The sequence below is a fragment of the Nostoc sp. CALU 1950 genome, assembly GCF_051172895.1.
In the GTDB taxonomy this organism is placed as follows: domain Bacteria; phylum Cyanobacteriota; class Cyanobacteriia; order Cyanobacteriales; family Nostocaceae; genus Nostoc; species Nostoc edaphicum_A.
In genome coordinates this window covers 22318-42470 of the sequence record NZ_JBDNJQ010000064.1, presented here as the reverse complement: position 1 = coordinate 42470, position 20153 = coordinate 22318, and the positions used below count along the sequence as shown (strand labels likewise).

The following is a 20153-nucleotide window of genomic DNA, read 5'->3' as shown; positions in this document are numbered from 1 at the left end:
ATTTTCTCGCTCCAGTGCGGATTGTGGGAATTTTCTTTTCAATCGTTCATACACCCGACTTGTGTAACGAAACAATAAGTCGCACATCGCGTTAATAGTATTGATTGCTGGCCTTGTCAAGGGGTGGGATAGTTTTTTTATGGGTAATTGAGCAGACTCCTAATGAAACGTGGTTTATTACTGTTAAGACAGTAATAAACCACGTACTAGGCTTGATATTACCTTTTAGCTTTTAATAGAGACACGAAATTTCAAGTCTCTATTCATCGTCGAAATCATCTTCGTCGTCTTCCTCTTCTTCCTCGTAATCGTCGTCGTCTGGTACTTCATCGGCGATTAATTCATCTTCGTCATCTAGAACTGACCTTTCTGCACGTCTGCTGCCAAAACCAGATTCCCCAAGAGTCGGAGAATCTAAATTATAGGTGCGAGCTGTGCGGTCATCTAAGACCATATCCAAGGGATCATCAACTTCATCTAAGACACTACTGCTAATCTCAGCAGCATAATCATCGATCGCTCCTGGTTCTTCATAGGTATTGTAACCAGTACCAGCCGGAATCAATCGCCCGATAATCACGTTTTCCTTTAATCCGCGTAGCCAATCAGATTTGCCTTCGATCGCGGCTTCGGTAAGTACCCGTGTTGTCTCTTGGAAGGATGCGGCGGAAATAAAGCTGTCGGTGTTCAACGATGCTTTGGTGATCCCCAACAATACTGGGGTATACTGTGCCCTAGCACCGCCTGTAATTGCCATCGCTTCGTTCACCTGCTCAACTTGGCGCAGTTCCACTAATTCGCCGGGAAGCATGGTAGTGTCACCACCATCATCAATCCGCACTTTGTTGGTCATCTGGCGAACAATCACTTCAATGTGCTTATCGGAAATATCAATCCCTTGAGACTGATACACCATTTGCACTTCATTCACCAAGAAAGTCTGTACCTTCTGCAAGGCAATGCTGGCACAAGCATAGATTCCGTCTTCAGAACCCAGGCTAAAGAAGATTTCCAAAATTTCGTGGGGATTGGATGGGCCATCAGTCAAGGGTTGTCCGGCCAAAACATAAGATCCATCGGGGACAATCAAATTTTGTCCTGGCCCCAGAGGATAATCTGTGACGACGCCATTTGATTCTACGACCTTGATAGCGATCGCTTCATCACCGCTCTCAGCGTAAACTACCTTAACTTCTCCTCCCCGCCGGCATAGAATGCACGCTTCTTTCGGTTTCCGAGCTTCAAGTAGTTCCTCAATCCGGGGCAAACCTTGAATGATATCTCCGGTTTTGGCGCGTTCAAACACCAGCAACACCAAGTTATCACCCCGTTGTACCAAATCGCCATCTTCTATCTGCAACACAGCACCAGGGCTGACTCGATAAGGGCGACCGATGCGGGTAGTAATAACGTAGTTTTTAGTACTCAAAGCTGACTCCCCACCAGATTCAGCCGCGGCACTTTTGATATCCACCACTTGCCCTGATTCTGGGGCAAAAACTCCAGGAGCAACTTCTGTACCTTCTACTAGCAAGTCACCCACTTTCACCTTGGGCTGAGTACTAGTATTAATGGGAAGCCTGTCAGCGTCGCGCAACACCAAACACCGACGCACGTTTTCGGTTCCTTTTTTAACACCCCGCACTTCTCCCCCTTCTTTACACAAGATTTGGGTACGTGCAACCACAGAACCGGGGGCAATGGTTAACCCATCATGTACCTCAAGTGTCGTCTGGGTGCTACCTTGAGTAGCATCGGCGGTAATGTCTCGACGAATTACCAAGGATTCCAAAATTACCAGTTGTAAACGTTGAACTTCTGGGTCTTCAGTATCCTGAACCAATTCAATATCTGCTGCTAAGGGTGAGGCATTGTGGTCTTGTTCCCCTTCTTGCTCAATTTCCAGCACAAGCTGGGTTCGCAGCAGTTCCACACCTTCAACAGATTTGACCCGTTCTGAATCTTTGTAAGGCAGTCTTTGCACAGCTCGCAACTGAATCGATCGCCCGGTTTCTTGACTTACCGATGTGGTTGATGGCACATCTGGATTATCCGGTACGGCAAACTCAACTACTGGACGACTCAACAGGGCGGGACCTTCTGGTGTTTCTACATACTGGATATAACGCAATTCCGTAGCGACGTTGCCTTGGAATTCCTCACCTGGTTGGATGAAGGTGTTATCTCGCCCGATAACTGATTCTGGATCGTCCACCATCAGCAGTTCCCCTGGCTTCACCACCACTTCCCGCAGGATGTCGTTTTTCTGGGTGACTTCTACCACACCACTGTTTTGGCAGAAGATATCTTTCACTACCTCAGTGCCAGCTTCTACAAACTGACCATCTTCCACCAACAGCAAGGAGATATCTTTATTAACTTCGTGGCTTTCTTCAGGAATCCACAATAAGGTACCACCCTGCACCACTTCATAACCCAGCTTGGCTTTACCTTTTTTCTGGACTTCAACACCTGCGAATTTCAGGAATCCACCAGTGGTTGTGCGATAGCGGTCATCAATTAACTCAGCTACCACTTGACCATTTTGCACTTTTGTGCCTGGTGTAGCCCGGAGGTTAAATACTTGGTTGTTGCCAGTAGATACTAAGTAGTTATTACGACCTTGAGAACTTTGGACTGTCACGGTTGCCTGGTCTAAAACCACAGAAGCAGTGATAATCTCAATTTCCCTGGTACTCTTACCTGGGGTAGCTTCTGGCAAGCGCACGACACCACCGTGTAAACTGGCTAACTTGGTTTCTGCTAAAACTCCATTAGCAGCGATCGCATCACCATTTTTCACCACCAATTCTGCACCAGGCGGTAAGTTATAAACTTCTCCAGACAAAATCCAAATCAAACCACCGCGTGCGGCTGTGGTTGTTGTATTACCTTGACGGTCGGTTTTTTGTTCTGGAACTACTTCGGCAAATTGCACTTCCCCTGCTAAGTCGGAGGCAACATCTTTAACGGCTTTTTCTGTATTAGTCCGAGTTGTCCGTCCACCGAGGGCAACCTCTGCCAACAACTGACCTTGTTTTACCTTATTTCCATCAAATACATATAGTGTTGAACCTTGGGTAAGATGAACCTCTTGGTTCTCTGGGGTAACATCACCTACTTTTGTTGGTTCCAAAAGCATGATGCCATTAGCCTCAACATAGAGGGCATCTTCACCGTGGCGAGTACGATATGTTCTGGTCTTCAGTTTGCGAGGAAGCTTGACAGTCCCATCAATTTTGGAACGAACTTGTTGCGCCACTTCCCCAGTAAACACACCACCCGTGTGGAATGTCCGCATGGTTAACTGAGTACCAGGTTCGCCGATACTTTGGGCGGCAATAATCCCTACAGCTTCGCCCAAATCTACCATCTTGGCGTGTGCCAAACTCCAGCCGTAGCAGTGTTGACAGACAGAACGTGCGGCTTCACAAGTTAGTGGCGATCGCACCACAACTTCTTCCACCCCAGATTTTTCAATTTTCTTCGCCAAGTCTTCAGGAATTGGCGAATTGCGTGCTGCAATCAATTCTTTTGTGACCGGATGCACCACATCTTCGCCAATTACCCGTCCCATCAAGCGGGTTCCCAGAGGAATTAAGGTTTTAGCACCTTCTGTCATTGGTCGAATGGCAAGACCTCTTGTGGTACCGCAATCAAATTCCCGAATAATTACATCCTGGGAAACGTCCACCAAACGGCGGGTGAGATAACCAGAGTCAGCCGTCCGTAGAGCAGTATCCACCAATCCTTTTCTGGCACCGTAAGACGAAATAATGTATTCCGTCACAGTTAGCCCTTCACGGAAGTTGGTTTTGATCGGTAAATCGATAATTTCCCCTTGAGGATCTGCCATCAGTCCCCGCATTCCCACCAACTGCCGGACTTGTGAGATGTTACCCCGTGCCCCGGAGAATGCCATCATGTATACGGAGTTCAGGGGATTAGTCTTCTTGAAGTGAACGACTACTTCATCTTTCAAGGCTTCACTAGTACCATTCCAAGTATCGATTACCTTTTGGAAGCGTTCTACTTCAGTGATTTCTCCCCGTTGATAACGAGTTTCAGTAGCGCGAATTTCTTCCTCAGCTGCTTCTAAGAGCAATCGCTTAGTTGGTGGTATCATCAAGTCATCTACACTGATGGAAACCCCTGCTTTGGTAGCGTAGCGAAATCCCAAATCTTTCAATTTGTCCGCCATCACTGCGGTTCGGGCTGTACCATAATTCGTAAAGGCCCAAGAAATTAATTTTTGCAGTTGACTTTTGTTAACTACGCGATTGCGAAAAATCATTTTTTCGTTAGTCATTAATCATTAGTCCTGAGTCATCAATAATTAATAATTCGTAATTCGTAGTTCGTAATTCGTAATTCATTCTTCAATTACGAATTACGAATTAGAAATTACGAATTAACTTGCTAGTGCTTCCTGAATGGCATTGTTGTAAATAACCCGGCCAGGAGTTGTGTATATATACTGTGAAAGTACATTGCCTTTCGCGTCTTGTCTGACTCGACGGAACTTATAGAGTAATGTGCGAGTACCATCCTCGTTTTCCGTCACTTTCACGGGTTCTGTATCCGGTTGGTCTGATTCTATTTCACCGTCAAACCTTACGTAAATATAGGCGTGCAAGTCAATTTGATCTTGCTGGAAAGCCATAATTACATCCTCTAGCGAAGAAAAGTAATTTCCTGCACCTTTTGTCGCACCGGGATTTTCTGCCGTTAAATAATAGGCTCCCAACACCATATCTTGGCTAGGTGTGATGATCGGTTTACCTGTAGCTGGCGATAAAATATTGTTAGAAGCCAACATCAACAACCGCGCTTCCGCCTGACTTTCTAAAGAAAGAGGGACGTGTACCGCCATTTGGTCGCCGTCAAAGTCGGCGTTAAACGCTGGACACACCAAAGGATGCAGTTGAATCGCTCTACCTTCTACCAAAATTGGTTCAAAAGACTGAATACCCAAGCGGTGCAATGTTGGTGCCCGGTTTAGCATTACAGGATGTCCTTCAATCACCTCTTCCAACACATCCCAAACACTGGGATCATTGCGGGATATCAGCTTTTTCGCAGCTTTGATATTATTTACCATACCGCTACGAATCAGGCGGTTAATTACAAATGGTTGAAATAGCTCAATTGCCATTTCTCTAGGCAAACCGCACTGGTGAATTTTCAGCTTTGGCCCGACCACAATTACCGAACGTCCAGAGTAGTCAACCCGTTTACCTAACAAGTTTTGTCGGAAACGTCCTTGTTTACCCTCAATAATGTCGGACAAAGATTTCAGGGGTCGGTTATTTGCCCCTACCACAGTGCGTCCGCGACGACCATTGTCAATCAAAGCATCCACTGCTTCTTGCAGCATCCGCTTTTCGTTCCGCACAATAATCTCTGGGGCCAAAATTTCTTGCAAACGCGCCAAACGATTGTTGCGGTTAATTACCCGCCGATACAAATCATTCAAATCGCTCGTGGCAAACCGTCCACCATCTAGTTGCACCATTGGGCGCAAGTCCGGGGGAATCACAGGAATGACTGCCATTACCATCCACTCTGGTTTGGAACCAGTGGCGATAAAGTTGTCAATCACCCGCAGTCGCTTAATTAGCTTGGCTCTCTTTTGTCCCTTGGCGTTGCCAATTTCTTCGCGTAGGCTTTCGGCTTCTTGTTCCAAATTGATATCGGCAAGCAAACGCAACAGCGCTTCAGCACCAATACCTACCTCTACGCCTTGCAGCACAGAATCTTCGCTATAAATTTGGTCTTCTATTTCCAACCACTGGTCTTCACTCAGTAGCTGTTTGTAAGTTAAAGTTTCGGCATTACCTGCACTCAGGACAACATAAGAGTTGAAATAGACAATCTGCTCGACATCCCGCAAGGGCATATCCAACAGGATGGAAATATAGCTAGGAATGCCTTTGAGATACCAAACGTGAGCTACTGGTGCAGCGAGTTTAATATAGCCCATGCGGTGGCGACGCACCCGTGACTCGGTGACTTCTACCCCACAGCGCTCACAGACAATACCTCTATGACGAACTCTTTTATATTTGCCACAATGGCATTCCCAATCTTTCGCTGGGCCAAAAATGCGCTCACAAAATAAGCCATCCATCTCTGGCTTGAGAGTTCGGTAGTTAATTGTCTCTGGCTTGGTTACTTCACCGACTACTTGACCGTTGGGCAATGTTCTCTCGCCCCATTGCCGAATGCGTTCGGGGGAAGCCAAGCCGATTTTTACGTAGTCAAACTGATTAGTTTGGGCAGGTCTCATACTTAAGTGCTGAGTTTCGAGTTATGAGTTTTGAGTATATTTAGTTTTAAGGTTTGAATTAAGAGATATCCAAGTGCTAAATGCCAATTACTGAGTTGTTTAATACTCAGCACTCAGCACTCAGCACTCAGCACTCCTTATTCGTCATCTTCCAGCGATTCGCGGGAAAGAGATTCATAGGTGGGTCGAGGAGGTGTCCGACGGGCTGATTGGTCTGCCATCAAATCAACTTCCACATCTAGGGAACTGCCGTCTGCTTGGGTTTCTACCTTGTGAACGGCAATGTCCAACCCCAATGATTGCAACTCGCGCATTAACACCTTAAAGGATTCTGGAGTTCCAGGACGAGGAATTGCCTTACCTTTAACGATCGCATTTAACGCTTCATTCCGTCCTTGCATATCGTCAGATTTAACTGTGAGCAATTCCTGTAAGGTGTAAGCCGCACCAAAGGCTTCCAATGCCCACACTTCCATTTCTCCAAACCGTTGACCACCTTGTTGTGCTTTACCACCCAAGGGTTGCTGAGTAACCAGCGAGTATGGGCCTGTAGAACGGGCGTGGATCTTATCATCCACCAAATGCACCAGCTTCAGCATATAAGCCACACCGATGGTAATTGCTCGGTCAAAGGGTTCGCCTGTACGACCGTCATACACCATGATTTTGCCTGGGTTATCTGGGTTATATACCCAGTCTTTCCCTGTTTCGTCTCGTGCTTCTTGCAATTTGCCATGCACGATTCGGCGCGATGTCTCTTCACCGTACATTTCATCAAAGGGAGTAATCTTAAATCGTACTCCCAAGGTCTGACCAGCCCAACCCAAGAGGCATTCAAATACTTGTCCAACGTTCATCCGGCTGGGTACGCCCAAGGGGTTAAGTACAATGTCCACTGGTGAACCATCGGGCAAATAAGGCATATCTTCCGCTGGTAATATCCGAGAAATAATCCCTTTATTACCGTGGCGTCCTGCCATTTTGTCACCAACTTGGATTTTGCGTTTTTGGGCAACATACACCCGGACTACCATATTGGCTCCTGGTGGCAGTTCATCGCCTTGTTCACGAGTAAACAAGCGCACATCAACTACGCGACCTTTTTCACCATTTGGTACTCGCAAGGAATTGTCTCGCACATCCCGCGCTTTTTCACCGAAAATCGCCCGCAACAGTTTTTCTTCTGGCGGTTGGTCAGATTCACCCTTGGGTGTGACTTTTCCTACTAAGATATCTCCAGCTTCTACCCATGCCCCAATGCGAATGATTCCCTGTTCATCCAACTGACGCAAGGCATCTTCACCGACGTTGGGAATTTCTCTGGTAATTTCTTCTGGACCCAGTTTGGTTTGTCTAGCTTCAATTTCATATTTTTCAATGTGAATTGAGGTGTAGACATCATCCTGCACCAGTCTTTCAGAGATTAAAATTGCGTCTTCGTAGTTGTAGCCTTCCCAAGGCATATAGGCAACGACGATATTTTGTCCTAGCGCCAATTCACCGCCTTCGGTGGAAGAGCCGTCAGCCAATACCTGACCAGCAACAACCCGTTCACCAATGCGGACGAGAGGTTTTTGATTTAAACAGGTGTCTTGGTTTGAGCGTTGGTACTTGGAAAGGGTGTATCTAATTTCGGAGGTGTTAGGTTTAGGACGGACGCGAATTTCTGTAGCATCTACATAAGTAACATCGCCATCGGTACGCGATACAATCACCATCCCGGAGTCTCTTGCTCCTTGGGCTTCCAAACCAGTACCCACCAGAGGACGCTCTGGCTTAAGCAGGGGGACTGCTTGCCGTTGCATGTTCGACCCCATCAGCGCTCGGTTAGCGTCATCATGCTCCAAGAAGGGAATCATGCTGGTTGCTACCGACACAATCTGAACAGGAGATACTGCTACATAGTCCACCTGTTCTGGTGTTGTGGTGGAAAATTCTTGACGATACCGGACTGGTACTAGTGGACCAATAATGTGTCCAGTTTCATCTACAGGAATATCTCCAGGAGCAACCCGCAGATCGTCTTCTTCATCGGCTGTCATGTAGGCTGGAGGCAAGTCAAATCTGACTCGTCCATTTTCCACAGGTCTAAATGGTGTTTCTAAGAACCCATAAAGGTTAACCCGCGCATGGGTTGCCAAGGAGCCAATCAATCCGGCGTTGGGGCCTTCTGGTGTCTCAATGGGGCAAATGCGTCCATAGTGGCTAGGGTGAATATCCCGCACGGCAAAACCGGCGCGTTCACGGGTTAAACCACCAGGGCCAAGGGCACTTAGACGGCGTTTATGAGTCAGTTCTGCTAAGGGATTGGTTTGATCCATGAACTGACTTAATTGGCTGGAACCAAAGAATTCTTTAATTGCTGCTACCAATGGTTTGGGGTTCACCAAGGAAGCAGGGGTTAGCACTTCAGCATCGGATACAGTCATCCGTTCCCGAATAATTCTCTCTAGGCGGTTTAAACCCACCCGCACTTGGTTTTGCAGCAATTCCCCGACGCTTCTCACCCGACGGTTGCCTAAGTGGTCAATGTCATCGATATTACCGATGTCATATTCTAGGTTGATCAGGTAATCTACGGCTGCCAAGATATCCCCAGCAGTCAACACCCGCATTGTGTCTGGGACAGAAAGGCGCAATTTCTTATTGAGTTTGTACCGTCCAACGCGACCAAGGTCATAACGTTTCGGGTCAAAGAAACGAGAGTCTAGCAGCTGTTGTCCACCTAACACAGTGGGTGGTTCACCAGGACGCAGTTTCCGATATAACTCCATCAGGGCTTCTTCTTCAGAAAACTGCCCTTCTTTTTCAATGGTTTTTTGGAAATATTCGGGGTGGCGTAAGGCGTCAAAGATTTCGTTGTCTGATAACCCTAAAGCTTTTAGAAGTACCTGTGCTGACAGTTTGCGGGTTTTGTCGATGCGTACCCACACCAAATCGTTACGGTCTGTTTCAAATTTCAGCCATGCTCCTCGGTTGGGAATTAAGCTAGCTGAATAAGTACGTCGCCCGTTTTTGTCGATTTCTGATTTGTAATAAACCCCTGGCGATCGCACGATTTGATTGACAATTACCCGCTCGGCTCCGTTAATAATAAACGTCCCGCGATCGGTCATCAAAGGCAAATCACCAATGAATACCTCTTGCTCTTTGATTTCCCCGGTTTCTTTATTAATCAGACGTGTGGGAACATACATTTGGACGGCATAGGTGCTGTCCCGCCGTTTGGCTTCTTCGACGCTGTACTTTGGTTCTTTGAGTTTGTAGTTATGACCTAAAAAGTGGAGTTCTAATTTGCCCGTATAATCTGTAATAGGACTAAAGGAGTTAAGTTCTTCTATCAGCCCTTCTTCCAAAAACCAGCGAAAGCTTGACCGCTGGATTTCAATCAAGTCGGGCAATAGAAAGGCGGGTTCCATGTATGTTTCTTTAGTCATGCCTCTACCTTTGTCAACCTGGTTAACTTTTCCCTTGGACACTGCTCTTTAACGCTTCCCACTGCTAGCCAGTGTCCTTAGCTGTTTGGGAACTTTTTCTTACACACTTGTTGTTTACAGGTGTGGGCAAACGCAGCGATTAAAGCTGGCTGGAATTAGCATTTTGACAACGGAGTAATCGCTCTTAAATAGAAAATGTGGGAGCAGAGGAGCAGGAAAGAAGTTGCTGAAAGTCTTTCCACTCTGCACCCCACGCCTCATGCCCAATCCCCATTTCAAAAAGAATATGCTGAGATATTCCTGAGTTTGATCTACTTTCCTCACTTCCCCTCCAAAAAGCGCGTTAATTTGCTGACGCAGCTCCATTCGGTGTGTCTTAAATCCACCCCGCTGTTTATACTCTCAGTGATATCCTCGATATCCTAAGACTGAGGGAATGATCCGTACCTTGTTGGCTTTGAATCAGAATCACTTTATTTTGCTGAATTGTACTCACAAGGCAATTTTGTTTAACGATTTTCAATAGGTTCAATACACACCAAGCTGATGTTGTGCAAAAGTCTAGCTCAATTTGGATTGGCACGATTAGTCATGTGTGGAGAGCATCCGCTTGTAGAGATTGGGGGGATGGCCAAGCCATAACAGCACGGAAAATTCAGACGAAAAGTTTTAAATTCCTTCCTTTATCATTATGGCGCAAGCAAAATGTTTTTGAGGGAATAATATTAGCATATTTTTGTCCCCCTAGAGTTATATTTTTTTTAGCACAACTTGACAAAATATACTAGGGCACACCTGATATTGACAGACCGAATAATTCACAGGCATTTTGGGTGGTTTGATGGGCGATCGCCTCTACCGTTTCCTGACGCAGTTTAGCTACTTGCTCGGCTACATAAAGCACGTAAGCAGGTTCGTTGCGTCTCTCACCCCGTTTCGGAACTGGGGATAGGAAAGGACAGTCTGTTTCAATCAGTAGGCGATCGCTATTCACCATCGCAGCTGAGGATTGGATCGCTTTAGCGTTTTTGAACGTTACCGTTCCGCTAAAGCTGATGTAAAAGCCTAAATCCAGAAACCATTGAGTTTCTTCTGGTGTTCCTCCCCAACAATGCATGACACCCCGCACTGTTTCTCCTTTGAGTTTCCGCCATTTTTGCAACACTTCTCTGGTTGCGACAGCAGCATCGCGGCAGTGAATAATCACTGGTAAGTTGAGTTCAGATGCGATCGCCAACTGCGACTCGAACACCATGTACTGTTGCTCGTAGTTATCAGCTTTGTAAAAATCCAGCCCCATTTCCCCAATTGCTACCACATTCGAGTCAGAACTAGCTAAAGTTTTGATTTTCTCGGCTGTCTCACTATTCCATTTATCAGCATCTAAAGGATGTAATCCCACAGCAAAGCTGATTTCGGGAAACTCTTGGGCTATGGATTGAATACTGGAAAACTCCTCTGGGTGAACACAGGAATGTACCAAACGCACTACACCTGCTTCTTGCCATCGTGATCGCACAGTTGCTAAATCCGGCTGAAAACTATCAAAGTTGAGATGTACGTGTGTGTCTATCAGTTGCATCTTTTGTCCTTTGTTGTTTGTCCTTCGTCATTTGTTGTTTCGGGAGTTTTGTACCCCATTGGGGATGATGGAGGCAGACGATAATCGACGAAATGCTGCAAATAGCTTGCTTACCGTTAAGGGGAAACGGAATCGCTAAAGCTGTACTATCGTTGAAAGTCGGCGCTCAGACTTCTCTTTTTGTTTTGTGACCAATGACAAAGGACAAATGACCAATGACTACTCAGCTGTTTGTGTGAGGGGTTTTAATCTGTGAGCCAATCTTGACTTTTTCCTTGCCCCATTGTTGGGGTGAAGGACACCCCGTTTGATTGCTTTATCGATTTTGCCGTAAGCCTCGGATAACCGAGCCTGTGCTTCTTGTTTTAATTCTGGGGTAGGATTAGCTGTACAGGCAGCTACAGCATTAAAGTATTTCTTCATCAGCGTCTTGACTGCTGATTTGTAAGCTTTATTACGCAGTCGGTTACGTTCTGCGATTTCGGCACGCTTGAGAGCAGACTTTGTATTCGCCACAGTCAATTCCAAAAATACTATTAATTATGTACACACACTACTAGACTTACTAATATAGCATCCAAATTGCCAATGTTATAATTTCCTAAAAAAATTCTCTTTAAACACACTGGCTACCAAGAGTGTATGCAAGACTAGGCAGCATCCGCAACTTCAAATTGTAAATCAGCGGGTTGTGCCAAACGCTTTTCATCCTTCGCCCAAAAACTTAACAACCAGCATAGCAGTGAACTATCTATAACCTTTCTTAAATACCTACCCCGGAAAGGTGGGGAGTGGGCATTAGGTATGTATGGGGCTATTTCTCCCCATCTCCTACTCCCTACTCCCGATTCCCTTTATTTCCCCATACCTAATTGTTGAGCTTTTTGGTAAACTTTACCCTCAGTTAATAGGGAAGGCGCAATCACAACTTCCACTTGTTGCATTTCTTTAATATTTTTAGCTCCCAAAGTGCCCATACTCGTCTTTAAGGCTCCTAAAAGATTGTGAGTGCCATCATCTAGTCCGGCTGGGCCAATGAGTATTTGCTCTAGGCTACCGGTTGTGGCAACGCGAATCCGGGTGCCACGGGGTAAGACTGGACTGGGAGTCGCCATACCCCAATGATAACCTCGTCCTGGGGCTTCTTCGGCTCTGGCAAAGGGGGAACCAATCATCACACCATCGGCACCGCAGGCGATGCATTTGCAAATGTCGCCACCGGTGATTAAACCGCCATCAGCAATAATGGGGATATAGTTGCCAGTTTCCTTGTAGTAATCATCTCGTGCAGCAGCACAATCTGCGATCGCAGTCGCTTGTGGCACACCCACACCCAACACGCCACGGGACGTACAAGCGGCACCAGGTCCAATTCCCACCAGTACCCCAGCCGCCCCAGCTTTCAACAAATTCAAAGTGACTTCGTAAGTCACGCAATTCCCCAATACCACGGGGATGGGCATGGAACGGCAAAATTCTGCTAAATCAAGTGGTACCAAAGACTCTGGTGACAGATGTGCAGTAGAAACTACCGTAGCCTGCACAAAAAATAAATCTGCCCCAGCTTTTGCCACCGCCTCACCGTATTTACTTGCACCGGCTGGAGTTGCACTTACCGCCGCAATCCCACCTTGTTGTTTAATTTCCTGAATACGTTGTTCAATTAATTCCGGTTTTATTGGTTCGGCATAGAGTTCTTGCATTAAGGCAACAAAATCATCTTTCCCCACAGAGGCAATCCGATCTAATATTGGCTCTGGGTCAGCATAGCGAGTTTGAATCCCCTCTAAATTGAGGACACCTAATGCTCCTAACTGTGACAAACGTACAGCCATACGAACATCTACTACACCATCCATTGCACTGGCAATTATCGGGATTTCTCGCTCAATATTGCCAATACGCCACTTAGTATCCGCCAAACTGGGGTCTAGTGTTCTGTTACCGGGGGCTAGAGCAATTTCATCTATTCCGTAAGCTCTGCGAGCTGTTTTTCCCCGCCCAAGTTGAATTTCCACGCTTTAAATTTTCTCAAATCTGTTTAAGCTAGGGTATCAAATTGTGGGAGAACTTGGGGCGTTTTTTTCCCCGAACTATACTAGACCACTCCGAACAGTCCAAGCTGCTGTGTTGTTTGAAGGTTAGTGTTGCGCTAGTTTTTCAAAAATTATACTTTGAAGTGTCTGTTCTTACTGAGTTGATGTCAAGATTATTGGCATTAGTTCTCTTAATTTGCCTGTATTGACTTAGGTCAAGATTATGCAAGCTCCCATAAATGTCACCAACTTGGAATAGTTTGTCTTATTTCATATCGATAAAGTTTTTGAATTTGAAAATTTTCATTTCCAAAATCCCAAATTGATTTATCGTTTCTTTTTCGCAGCATCGACACCAGTGTAACCAGTTGCTAACCAAATTATGGCTCTAGCTCCATCACGAATCGATTTTTCGATAGATTCAGGGGGGTTTTCTGAAGGAACTGGCACTGGTTTTAAATAAATACCCCGACTACCCAAAATAATTTCGCCGATGACACAAGCCCGGCGCATGTGGAAGTCTGAAGTAATCAAGTAAACACTCTTGATGCCACGAGCTTGCAAATCATCCACCAACGTAGTAAAATTAGTAACTGTATCTACTGCTTCGTAGTCCAAGTGTAAACGTTTGGGATCAATGCCAGCTTTGGTAAAGACTCGTTGGGTGAATGTAGGTGGACTACCGCCAGTAATCCAAATCGGTATATTTGGATGCTCACTAACAAATTTTGCTGTAAACTTCTCTCTCTCTAAACGTCTCGTTGAACCACCCAACACTATAACTGCTTGCGGCTGTACAAATTGGTTTTGTACTTCTTTGTATCCCCACCACACGGCTAGCGGTAGGACAAAAGCCATAAAACGAAAAGATTTACCTGTAAAGAGTAGCTTATTCAAGGCTCAATAACTTAATTTACTCAGTCCAAAATTTTCTCTGTCTAGAAGAAAAAACAATTGATAGTAGAGTAGCAAACTTCCAAAAAATCTGCCCAAATATAATAAATTTGGTCGATTCTCCCGTCGCAGCGCGATTAAGCGTGCTTAAAGTCTTGCTTCTAATTGATGGATTATCCTAACCTGTATCGGACGATTCATCAAAGGGTTGTAACCACTTTATCTAGTTCTTCTCGATTGCATAGAATACAGACTAATAGTGGGTGCACAAGCAATGCTGTGCCCGGATGAATTGTTATATGTTAATTGCCTGAAAAACGGGACTGGTGCGACTTGAACGCACGACCTGACGCTTAGGAGGCGTCCGCTCTATCCAACTGAGCTACAACCCCAACTGCGAAGCATATATAATTATAGCAGTAGTTTTAGTCAGACTGCCAACAATTATCCCAAGAGCCGCCGCCTACTTCTAAACCACAAAGAAGACTTTCTGCTTTGAGGATTATTTGAGATTTTCTTCCATTTAGTTCTCGTAACTCTAAATTTAGCTTTCCTTGCATAGTGTCTCGGCAACAGTATCTTAAACCTTCTGCTGTGGGTGCACGTAGAGGTGTACCAGATAGATTGGTGGTTCCTGTCAATTCAATTTCGTAATGGGAGTTACTAGCTTTCATTTGCCATCTACCCCAAGGCTGAATTTCCCACTCTACTTGTGAATTCCAGGGAACGAATTCATAAAACTTGCCTTGATAGTGCAGTCCAATCATCGCTACAGATTCCATCCACCACAGCACGCCCCGCCGCCCACCGCCAGCAGTTAATGCTAAGTCGGGTTCGCCTTCAAAAAAATTACAATTTATCCAAAACCATTTTTGAGGAAAAGCACCACCCCAATTTTTCTCGCTGTAGGCTGGGGCGTTAGTGAATTCGTAGATTTTGCCATTCCAGTCAATCTTTCCACTGGCTAAACCGTGAGCCATCAAAATTTGCCATCCGGGTTCAAAAATCTGCAAGAATGACAGCCAGCCTGCGGTTGATTGCTGAATGCTGTTTTGATTTCCCCAACCGTATACTGGTTGAATTTCATACTCCCAACGGCAATAATTATTGGTGGCGCGATCGCAAATTATTCCCTGATTCAAGGTGACTGTAGCTTGATAGCCTTCTTGTACATGATGCTTAAACTCTGCTGGAAGGAGGTATAGGGGAGAAACTTGCAAATTGGTTTTACCCCAATGACCTAAACCCAGGACATCCCGACTACCCCAAAATTTGTTGACATCAGGAAAAGTACGACATAAATACTCATCATCTGGGCCGAGGATTTGGGCTGCACCACCGCTGTGGGGTTTATCGCCGATGGGGTCTTCAATGGAGTACATAAAGGCGAATGTCTGTCCAATTTCCGGCAACGTGACGCGATAATACCAGCCTTCAAAGAAGCGGCGACTACTTCCATCCCAGTGATAACCAGAATGGGGCGTTTGGGTTGATTGGAGAAGATTCATCGGAATAGTTAACATAGATTATAGTTGCCGATTTTTTCAGTATGCGCGATGTCTAACGACAAGCCGAAGCGTCTACGCTTCGATATCAATGAGGCTTATGAAATTCTGGGGCTGGAACCCGGTGCGTCTCAAGCACAGGTGAAGCGAACTTACCGTAAACTGGTGAAAATTTGGCATCCCGATCGCTTTGTTGATCAAAAGCAAAAACAGGAAGCTGAGGAAAAAATCAAATCAATCAACGGAGCTTACAATAAGCTCAAATCTGAAAGTCCATCTGAGCCTCCCATTCCTGAAAATCCATCTTCATCTTCGCCTAAAAATCCCACAAAAATATCTGTCAATCGTTGGGATGCAGAAACTTTCTATACTTTAGGAGTAGATAATGCTACAGAAGGAAGATATGAGGATGCGATCGCAGATTTTACCCACGCAATTCGTCTCAATCCTCACTACATTGACGCATATAAATATCGTGGGCTAGTTTGCTCACAATTGGGATATGAATATAGAGCCGCTTCAGATTTAAATAAAGCTGCACAAATAGAAGAAGAGTTAAGAAATCCGGGGAGTACACGTAGATCACGCTCACCTAGATATGTATCAAAACCTAGACCTCTGGTAGAAAGATTTTGTCAGAGGATAAAAAATTTACTGCGGCTAAATAGGCGTTGAAGATAAGAAGCGAATATAGTTTAAGACACTTCAGACGGCGACACCAGACCTAGAGTTAAATAATACTTATATCTGGGAATACTAAGTGTAGTAAGATTTGCTGCTGAATTCTTTGTATTCTTAAATATGCAACGCCTAATATCTGTACGCACCCTTAAAGGGCATTCAAATAAGGTAATGTCTGTCGTCTTCAGCCCTGATGGGCAAACTTTTGCGAGTGCTAGTGATGACGAAACCATCAAAATTTGGCATTTAACTCATGAGGAACCACGCACCTTCAAGGGACATGGAGAGTCTTCTTGGTCTGGAGGGGTAAATTCTGTTGCTTTCAGCCCTAATGGCAAGATTCTAGCCAGTGCTAGTGATGACAAAACTATTAAATTGTGGGATGTCCTAACAGGGAATGAAATCTTTACCTTCACAGGACACGAAGAAAAGGTTCACTCTGTTACTTTTAGTACGGATGGAAAAACTTTAGCCAGTGGCAGTAAAGACAAGACGATTCAACTTTGGTCAATAGAGACAAAAAAGAAAGTACACACATTCAAAGGGCATTCAGATGACGTTTTATCCGTTGCATTCAGTCCGGATGGAAAAACTTTAGCCAGTGGTGGTGCTGGTAATGACAAAACCATCAAAATTTGGCATTTGGCTAAACAGAAAGTCCTAACTCTTACAGGGCATTCCGATTGGTTTGGAGGGGTAAATTCTGTCACTTTCAGCCAAAATGGCAAGACTTTAGCAAGTGGTAGTTGGGACAAGACAATTAAGCTATGGCACGTAGAAAGCGGTGAAGAACTCTGCACCCTAGCTGGGCATTCTGATCATGTCTATTCTGTCGCTTTTAGCCCCAATGGCAAAATTATAGCTAGCGGTAGTAAAGACAAAACGATCAAGTTATGGCAACTAGATACAGGCAATGAACTCTGTACTTTTTCAGGATCTGAAGATGCAGTTTATTCTGTTGCCTTTAGCCCAGATGGTAAAACACTGGCTAGTAGCAGCGGGGATAAAACTATTACCCTATTCCCCATCAGTAAAGCTGTCACTCTTTTATAAATGATTTATAAGCATAATCTATTCTTGATTTATTAAAAATTTAGATGATTTCAGTAAATTGCCAGATTTTTTATCAATTCATCATCTAACAGTATAATAACATCCATCTTTGGGACACTCTTTCTCTTGATTAAGTATTAACTTCCTACAGATAGAGCCACTTGCTGATCTCAGAGGTTATTCTGAGAATCACCAACAGTCGCGTAGCAAATAAAACTCAACATTTATCAGCAACATATATTTTTCAATTGAGTAAAACCTCTTGTTTTTACAAAGCTTTAGTTTGTCAACATTAATATCGAGGAGTGAAATCAACAGCTATGCCTATTCCTAATGAACGCGAAAGCCAAAACAGTGAATTTAAGCAAGAATCTTACACTGATGCTAATGGTAATACTCACACTGACTTGACGCAAACCACTGAAACAGTAAAGAACAGCACAGCTAATCCAAACTCTTTTAGTAACGGTTACGTACAAGGTCGAAATACTGAGCGTAGCAATCAGCAAGCAGATTTAGCCCAGCGTGATGAAAACAATGCTAGTGGTGGTTTGCTGTTGGGTATTATTATTACTTCCCTGCTTGGTTTGGTTATAGGTGGGGTCTGGTACTTCAACCAGCAGAATAACGCAGCCGTTGACAATACTGTGCCAGTCGTGGTTCCTGTACCGAGTAATAGTAGTGCAACACCTAGTGCATCTCCTCAACCACAAACAACGATAATCGAAAGAATTAGGGAAGTACCTGTTCCTATTCCTGTTCCACAACAGCAGGTTACACCTCCGTCTGCACCTCGCCAACCAGACATTAACATTACGATTCCACCCCAGCAACCTGCGGCAGAAAAAGCACCTTCTGTAACTCAGCCAACTCCCAATGCGTCACAGAGCCAGACCACGAGTCCATCTAGTAATACTCCAACTTCGCAGAGCGATACTTCTACTAAGACTGTCGCTCCAGACACGACAAGTGATACCTCTAAAACCACTCCACCTGCATCTAATAGCGGTTCTTCTACCGCAGGTGATGCTACTACAGGTGGTTCTGCTCAATAACCGCTCCTGAATTTTCAGCCCACTTGATAATGCTGGCATTAACGCCAATATGTAACAAGTGGGGCAATTTTTAAGCAATATTTCAGAATTATTGCGATAAGTTAATGGTACTCAAGTTTAGTAAAGATGTACCCTAGCCGAACAAACACGATGCTAGATTAAGAGCAAGGTACAAACAGGTTAAAAGTTAAACAAAAACTTTCAAGTTAGAGCCTGTGCCTCCTGCTCTAATGTTCTTGCGATCGCTCTTTATGGTTGTGGCATCCATTGAATGTGTTTTTGCCTTGAGTTCAATGAGTTGTTTTGGAGGTTTTAGAACGCACAGCCAGAAAATGCCTGCCTAGTTGGAATGTAAGGATGTGCAATTCTGAGTAGAGCGATCGCAAATGCTGTCCACCTTAGTTGAGTTAGTTATTTCTGAATTTTCCAATCTTCAAGAAACCGCCCCAAGCTGCTGATACCTATCCATCGTAGCTTCCGGCGGTTTCTGCTTTGAGTGTTATGTATTTAAATTGCACTCTGACCAGTGGGGGCTGTCCTTTGTCATTAGTCATTTGTACTTATCATTTATCATTTATTTAGACCAATGACCAATGACCAATGACTAAATTAAGGTAATTACAGTCACTTCTGGCGGACAAAATAAACGTCCTGGTTTATAAGTTCCTAAACCACGATTGACATATAGTTGATTTTCTTCTATCTTGTGAAACCCTTGCGCCCACTCCCAATATCGCACTACTTTCGAGCAGTCTCCCAAGAAAAATGTTACCCAACGCCGCAATTTTTTGGGAATTTGTTTGAGTAGCTTTTTGTAATAGAGTACTAGGGGACCAATGCCCGGAATTACGATGTGACCACCGTGAGTATGACCAGATAGTTGCAAATCTACGCGCCATTGTTGCAATATCTTGGCTGTATCTGGGTTATGGGATAAAACAATACGGGGTATAACAGAATCTAGTTGATTCATGATTGGTGCGGGGTAAAATTCCCGTGACCAATAATCAGCTAGTCCCACAAGTGGTAATTCTTTTCCTAGTGGATAGGCGATTTCATTCCAAAGCACATGCACCCCAATGCTAGTTAAAGCCTGTGTAACTTCTGCTTTGGAGTGGCTGTAATAGATATCGTGGTTGCCAAGTACGGCATAAATACCACAGCGACTCTGCAAATGTTTTAATCGAAGCACCAGTTGGTGAATTGGCATGGGGTCGTCAGTTACATAATCACCAGTTAATAGAATTAAATCTGGTTCAGCTTCGTTAGTAACTGCGATCGCTTCTTCAAGCATATCTTCTGATAGCCGCAAACCATCGTAGTGAAAATCTGACAACTGCACTAGCGTTGTACCTTGTAAAGATGCAGGAAGTTGTGCAATCTTAACCGTTATTTTATCTACTCTTAAATGTCCCGTAAACAACCAATGCATAAGGCAACCGATACTCCTCATACCAGCGCTTACAGCTTACCAAAAATTAAAATGTAACTTGATAAAATGCAATAATTTATGTCATCTACTGTAGATACAATTAATTCATTGATTTGAATTATGTCTGTCAGGTACTCATTAGCCAGAATACCTGCTGTAATTGCATTCTTTTATATTGAATTTTGAATT

The 20153-nt window shown here is 44.6% G+C and carries 12 protein-coding genes and 1 tRNA gene; 3 read left to right on the top strand and 10 right to left on the bottom strand.

All coding sequences use genetic code 11. The features are described 5' to 3' along the window. Positions 1-259: 259 nt before the first annotated feature. From ABF638_RS18365 to ABF638_RS18325, 9 genes are all read right to left on the bottom strand, one after another. The gene (locus ABF638_RS18365) at positions 260-4309 is read right to left on the bottom strand and encodes a DNA-directed RNA polymerase subunit beta'' (RefSeq protein WP_435024435.1); all 4050 of its coding nucleotides are present in this window, start codon (positions 4307-4309) and stop codon (positions 260-262) included. Positions 4310-4411: 102 nt separating this feature from the next. Next, positions 4412-6289: a DNA-directed RNA polymerase subunit gamma gene (locus ABF638_RS18360; RefSeq protein ID WP_094342607.1), complete on the bottom strand. Its 1878-nt coding sequence runs from the start codon at positions 6287-6289 to the stop codon at positions 4412-4414. A 137-nt stretch (positions 6290-6426) separates the two neighbouring features. Next, entirely contained in the window at positions 6427-9726 is a 3300-nt protein-coding gene (gene rpoB, locus ABF638_RS18355) for a DNA-directed RNA polymerase subunit beta (RefSeq protein WP_190962001.1), read from the bottom strand. 784 nt (positions 9727-10510) lie between these two features. Beyond that, positions 10511-11308: a TatD family hydrolase gene (locus ABF638_RS18350; RefSeq protein ID WP_435024432.1), complete on the bottom strand. Its 798-nt coding sequence runs from the start codon at positions 11306-11308 to the stop codon at positions 10511-10513. A 219-nt stretch (positions 11309-11527) separates the two neighbouring features. Next, positions 11528-11824: a 30S ribosomal protein S20 gene (rpsT, locus tag ABF638_RS18345; RefSeq protein ID WP_181930844.1), complete on the bottom strand. Its 297-nt coding sequence runs from the start codon at positions 11822-11824 to the stop codon at positions 11528-11530. A 338-nt stretch (positions 11825-12162) separates the two neighbouring features. After that, positions 12163-13326 (bottom strand): GuaB3 family IMP dehydrogenase-related protein, encoded by a 1164-nt coding sequence (locus ABF638_RS18340; protein WP_069071707.1) that lies wholly within the window; start codon positions 13324-13326, stop codon positions 12163-12165. Positions 13327-13671: 345 nt separating this feature from the next. After that, positions 13672-14202, bottom strand: coding sequence for a YdcF family protein (locus tag ABF638_RS18335; RefSeq protein ID WP_435024437.1), 531 nt, complete (start codon positions 14200-14202; stop codon positions 13672-13674). A 354-nt stretch (positions 14203-14556) separates the two neighbouring features. Beyond that, positions 14557-14630 (bottom strand) — tRNA-Arg (locus ABF638_RS18330). A gap of 33 nt (positions 14631-14663) precedes the next feature. After that, positions 14664-15761 carry a tocopherol cyclase family protein gene (locus ABF638_RS18325; protein WP_435024430.1) on the bottom strand — a complete coding sequence of 366 codons (1098 nt, stop codon included), beginning with the start codon at positions 15759-15761 and terminating at the stop codon, positions 14664-14666. A gap of 33 nt (positions 15762-15794) precedes the next feature. On the opposite strand from ABF638_RS18325, the gene ABF638_RS18320 reads away from it, so the two are divergent. The 3 genes from ABF638_RS18320 (at position 15795) to ABF638_RS18310 (ending at position 18532) form a co-directional block, all read left to right on the top strand. Next, positions 15795-16418: a J domain-containing protein gene (locus tag ABF638_RS18320; protein ID WP_435024428.1), complete on the top strand. Its 624-nt coding sequence runs from the start codon at positions 15795-15797 to the stop codon at positions 16416-16418. A 126-nt stretch (positions 16419-16544) separates the two neighbouring features. Further along, a complete protein-coding gene (locus ABF638_RS18315; protein WP_435024426.1) occupies positions 16545-17477 on the top strand; it encodes a WD40 repeat domain-containing protein in 933 nt (310 codons plus the stop codon). A 320-nt stretch (positions 17478-17797) separates the two neighbouring features. Next, complete coding sequence (locus tag ABF638_RS18310; protein ID WP_435024424.1) at positions 17798-18532, top strand: hypothetical protein; 735 nt, start codon at positions 17798-17800, stop codon at positions 18530-18532. A 604-nt stretch (positions 18533-19136) separates the two neighbouring features. Here ABF638_RS18310 and ABF638_RS18305 read toward each other — a convergent pair. After that, positions 19137-19964: a metallophosphoesterase gene (locus ABF638_RS18305; protein ID WP_435024422.1), complete on the bottom strand. Its 828-nt coding sequence runs from the start codon at positions 19962-19964 to the stop codon at positions 19137-19139. Positions 19965-20153 lie beyond the last annotated feature (189 nt).